Origin of the sequence: Actinomyces sp. HMSC075C01, assembly GCF_001812965.1 — a bacterium.
Lineage (GTDB): Bacteria > Actinomycetota > Actinomycetes > Actinomycetales > Actinomycetaceae > Actinomyces > Actinomyces acetigenes.
The window spans coordinates 1-3,992 of the sequence record NZ_KV810947.1; the positions used below are offsets into that span (position 1 = coordinate 1).

At 67.8% G+C, this 3,992-nt stretch carries 6 protein-coding genes; 1 reads left to right on the top strand and 5 read right to left on the bottom strand.

The genetic code is table 11. The features are described from left to right. Window positions 1–132: 132 nt before the first annotated feature. From HMPREF2883_RS14985 to HMPREF2883_RS02020, 5 genes are all read right to left on the bottom strand, one after another. On the bottom strand, window positions 133–414 hold the full coding sequence (locus tag HMPREF2883_RS14985) for a hypothetical protein (RefSeq protein WP_176747113.1): 282 nt from the start codon (window positions 412–414) through the stop codon (window positions 133–135). 185 nt (window positions 415–599) lie between these two features. Next, window positions 600–965 carry a hypothetical protein gene (locus HMPREF2883_RS02005; RefSeq protein ID WP_070658712.1) on the bottom strand — a complete coding sequence of 122 codons (366 nt, stop codon included), beginning with the start codon at window positions 963–965 and terminating at the stop codon, window positions 600–602. An 81-nt stretch (window positions 966–1,046) separates the two neighbouring features. Beyond that, window positions 1,047–1,496 (bottom strand): TetR/AcrR family transcriptional regulator, encoded by a 450-nt coding sequence (locus HMPREF2883_RS02010; protein WP_070658714.1) that lies wholly within the window; start codon window positions 1,494–1,496, stop codon window positions 1,047–1,049. Between the two features lie 78 nt (window positions 1,497–1,574). Beyond that, complete coding sequence (locus HMPREF2883_RS02015; protein WP_070658716.1) at window positions 1,575–2,642, bottom strand: YdcF family protein; 1,068 nt, start codon at window positions 2,640–2,642, stop codon at window positions 1,575–1,577. Between the two features lie 281 nt (window positions 2,643–2,923). Further along, on the bottom strand, window positions 2,924–3,355 hold the full coding sequence (locus HMPREF2883_RS02020) for a winged helix-turn-helix transcriptional regulator (protein ID WP_070658719.1): 432 nt from the start codon (window positions 3,353–3,355) through the stop codon (window positions 2,924–2,926). Window positions 3,356–3,466: 111 nt separating this feature from the next. On the opposite strand from HMPREF2883_RS02020, the gene HMPREF2883_RS02025 reads away from it, so the two are divergent. Further along, window positions 3,467–3,992, top strand: a 526-nt coding sequence (locus tag HMPREF2883_RS02025) for an NAD(P)H-binding protein (protein WP_176747114.1), incomplete at its 3' end; no start/stop codon positions are given.

Below are 3,992 nucleotides of genomic sequence, written 5' to 3' on the forward strand. Positions count from 1 at the left end.
AACTCCCCCAGTCCGAGAAACACCACGCACTCCAACTTATTTAGTGAGGTGTGGGAAGTTTCTCGGTCATTCCTGAAGGGTCAGGATGGCTGGGGAGTGCTGGCTGGTGGGCGCTTGTTCGCTGAAGAGTAGTCACCGCGTTTGCTTGATGGGGATGTATGGATTGCGAGAGAACAGCAGCTTGAGTGCCGCGCTGACGTATGCCATCGTCATTGTTTTTGCTGCGGTATTTGTTGCTGTTAACTGGTCGGGTCCGGGAAGAGTCTTGTCGCTGGCGTCCGTTGCCGTCATTGCCTGCGCATTGATGGCACTCCACTCAAAGTCCTTCGCCGCAGCTGTCGGGGCGGCGCTTCTCCTCGTGCCGCTGCCCTTGATAGCGGTGTGGACGAACGCCGGCTCAGCGACAGGCGTCATCGGGCCGCTGGTTCTGTTGGTCGGGGTCGCCTGCTGGCGGACCTGGAGGTCCTCAAAGAAGGTGGGGCTGAAGCAATCTGGTTGAGTCAGTCGACTGGAGGCGGTCTGCCCCCTCGCGTGCGAGGGTGTTAGGGCGTGTGGTGCCGAGCCGCTGCCTGGATGAGGCAGCGGTTCGGCACCTGGGCTCACGCCTGGGCGGGGCGGATGGCGGCGTTGATCTGTGCGGCCAGGCCGGTGGGGTCGTCGACTGTGAGGTAGAGGTGCGTGAAGCGCTCGTCCTCCAGGGTGACGACCAGCGTGTTCTCGTAACCGGAGATGTTCCAGAACTGCGCCGTGCCCTCGGCGTGGAAGGTTCCGGAGAGCTTGCTGCCCGCCTGCAGTCCGGGCCCGCGCCAGCCCTTGGGCTCGTGACGCAGGCCGGGGTCGTGCGTAGCGCCGCGCACGTGCGCGAGCGGGAACTCCAGTCGGGAGGTGTAGGACCACATCTTGTCCAGCCCGTGCGGCTCAACGCTCAAGGTGGTGTCGGTGATGGTGACGGTGTTGCGGCTCATGATGTCTGCTCCTCTCGTGGGCAGGTCGGTTGGGTGGTCGTGGGGTCGCGGTCTGGCAGGTGAGCGCGGGACTGGGGTGGACTACGTCGGCGGTGAGGCCGATGCCGTCGGGGCTGATGAGGCCGAGCTCGACGTCGCAGCGCCGGCCCGCTCCAGCAGGCGCCGGCCCAGCGCCTCAGCGGTGATCTCCGCCCGGTCCAGGGCGACCTCGAGGGCCTCGCGCACGGCCGCGTCCCCGGGGGCGAGCTCCATGAGCGCCACAAGGACCAGGTCGAGCTCCTCGCGTCCCGCCTCTGCGGCGTCGGCGGAATCCCCGGGGGCGGCTGCAGCGCTCAAAGCGGCCAGTGCCTCGGTGAGGCAGCGCTGGAAGAGCCCGTCCTTGGAGCCGAAGACCCCGTAGAGGCTGGCGCGGTTGACGCCGGTGGCCCGCACCAGGTCGTCCACGGAGGCTCCCGCGAAACCGCGCTCGGCGAAGACCGCCGTGGCGGAGCCGATGGCCTCGCTCTCGATGAAGGTGCGTCGTCGTCCCATGAATCCAGAATAGACGTTCTGGAACGGTCGGTCAAGAACACTCGTTCTGAAATTCTTGGGCGGGAAAGGCCGCCTCACTCAGCCGATATGCCCCGTCTGCGCACCGAGGACCAGCAGCGCGTACAGCACGGCGAAGACCCCGGCGACGGCGGCGCAGGCCAGGGCGGGGCGGCGCCGGTAGGTCAGCACGGCGACGTACTCGCGCAGCCAGGCGTTGACGATGTAGAACCAGGCCGTGCGCGCCGGCGCGACCGCCCACGGCACCCCCATGTCGGAGGCCAGGATCGCGGTGCGCACCGCGTGGAAGGAGCTCGTCACCAGCAGCACTTGCGGGTCCGTCATGCCGCGCTCGGCCAGGAGGTCGCGCGTGTAGGAGATGTTCGTGCGGGTCGTCGTCGAGCGGTCCTCCAGGAGAATCCGCTCAGGCGGGACGCCGCGGGCAATCGCGTAGTCGGCCATGGCGCGCGCCTCGCTGGTCGGCTCGTCGGCGCCCTGTCCGCCGCTCATGACCAGCAGCGGCACGCCGGGGCGCAGAGCCTCCTCGTCGTGCCAGGCCTCGATGCCGCCCTTGATCCGCGAGCCCAGCAGCGGCCCGACCTTCCCGTTGATGAGTCCGGCGCCATGGACCACGACGACGTCGGGGTGCGGCACCGCCCGGCGCCCGCCCCAGATCCGCTGCACCGCCGTCTGGCCCAGGAAGATGAGGAGGAAGACGCCCAGGTAGGCGCAGGCGCAGAACATGAGGGCGGCGACCAGCAGGGTCCAGGGGCTGGCGGTGGCCACGAGGGCGACGGCGGCCATCGGCGTGGCGATGAGTCCCAAGCCGGCCGCCAGGCACAGCAGGTTGCTCAGGCGCCGGCCCTCGCGGCGGATGAGGACGACGCCGTTGAACATGAGCAGGAACGGCATGAGGGCGATGAGCAGGAAGAAAGCGACGCTGCCCAGTCCAACCGGGATCGAGAGAGCGGGGATGAGGGAGGCCAGGTGGAGCAGTGCTCTGACCGTGGAGCCGGCCAGGAGCAGAAACAGGATTCCGTTGCGCAGCCGGCGGTTGTCGCGGCGTCGCGAGAGCTTGAGGAGCCCCCACCACAGTGCCAGGGCGGCGACGTCGACCAGCGGAGCGGGGAGGAACCAGGGGGTGCTCATGGGGTGGCTTCCTCTCGTGGTGCAGGGGTGTCGGGTTTTCTGAGGCGCGGGGTGGTGGGGCCGACGAGTCGGCGTTCATCACAGGTGCGGAGCCGGCAGATGCCGCCTTGACCGCCTTGCGCTCATGCGATCAGGTTAGGAGGCGGCGCTCAGTGAGTGTGAGCGTCGTTGGAACGATTCGTGGGAGGTGGCCCTCCACCCTACGGACGACGGCGCGCGCCCCGGCTCCTCCCTGGGGTGAGGTCGGGGTGCTCGTCCGCGTGGGAGGCTCACGCCACGATCTAACGCACGGGCCTGCCTGGGTGAGTGCGGTCGTAATCGGTCTGGGCCCGGGCGATGTCCTCCCGGTGCGCCAGCGACCAGTCGGCCAAGGCCCCCAGCAGAAGCGTCAGGCTCGTCCCCATCTCGGTGAGCTGGTAGTCGACCTGGGCGGGAACCGTGGGGTAGACCGTGCGGTGCACCAGCCCGTCGCGCTCCAGACGCCGCACCGTCAGGGTGAGCATGCGCTGGGAGACGCCGCCGACGGCGCGCTGCAGCTGACGGAAACGCAGCGGACCACGCGTCAACTCCGCGATGACCAGCAGGGACCACTTGTCCCCCAGTCGGTCATGAACCGCCCGGATGCCAGGATCCTCGCGGTGTGCCCGGGTGCAGCGCTCCAGAGGTGCCGGATTGGGATTGCCGGTGGTCACATCGCTGTGCGTCGGTGACAAGAAACTGCCTCCTTGTAGGTGCGTGCACGATGCCTCAGGCTCATGCGCAGAAGGTTCGGTGGCCGCGGGAGCCGGTTTCCGGAGCGCGGTTGAGTCTGAAGGAGCCTACTCATGATCATGGTGACCGGTGCGAGCGGACGGTTCTCCTCAGCCGTCCTGGCGGAGCTGCGCGCTCGCGGCATTCCGGCGGTGGGTGGCAGCCGCACGCCGTCGGCGGGGCAACGGCATGTTGACTTCAGCATCCCGGACAGCCTGGATTTCAACGGCGTCGACACTCTGCTACTGGTGCCTGCCGGGGCGCAGGAGGACGACCGGCAGGTCGCCTTCAACCGCGCAGCCGTTGAGATCGCGGTGCGCGATGGCGTCTCCCATCTCGTCTACACGAGCCTCACCGGCGCGGGCGACCACCTGTCAATGGCGCTGCCGCACCGGGTCACGGAGCGAATCATCATGGCCAGCGGCATGACATGGACCATTCTGCGCAACGGTGTCTACGCCGAGATTCTCGGCGCTCCGCTCTCGTGGGAGAAGCACGGAGAAGCGTTGAGAATTGTGTCGCCGTTGGGAGACGGGGCTGTGGCTGCGGTGGCACGGCAAGACCTGGAGGCTTATTCATGGGGTGTAGGTGAATATGATT

What these genes read in the sequence shown, in the direction of transcription:
- HMPREF2883_RS14985 (WP_176747113.1), bottom strand. Translation starts at nt 414, where the DNA reads ATGACGCCTGTCGCTGAGCCGGCGTTCGTCCACACCGCTATCAAGGGC.
- HMPREF2883_RS02005 (WP_070658712.1), bottom strand. Translation starts at nt 965, where the DNA reads ATGAGCCGCAACACCGTCACCATCACCGACACCACCTTGAGCGTTGAG.
- HMPREF2883_RS02010 (WP_070658714.1), bottom strand. Translation starts at nt 1,496, where the DNA reads ATGGGACGACGACGCACCTTCATCGAGAGCGAGGCCATCGGCTCCGCC.
- HMPREF2883_RS02015 (WP_070658716.1), bottom strand. Translation starts at nt 2,642, where the DNA reads ATGAGCACCCCCTGGTTCCTCCCCGCTCCGCTGGTCGACGTCGCCGCC.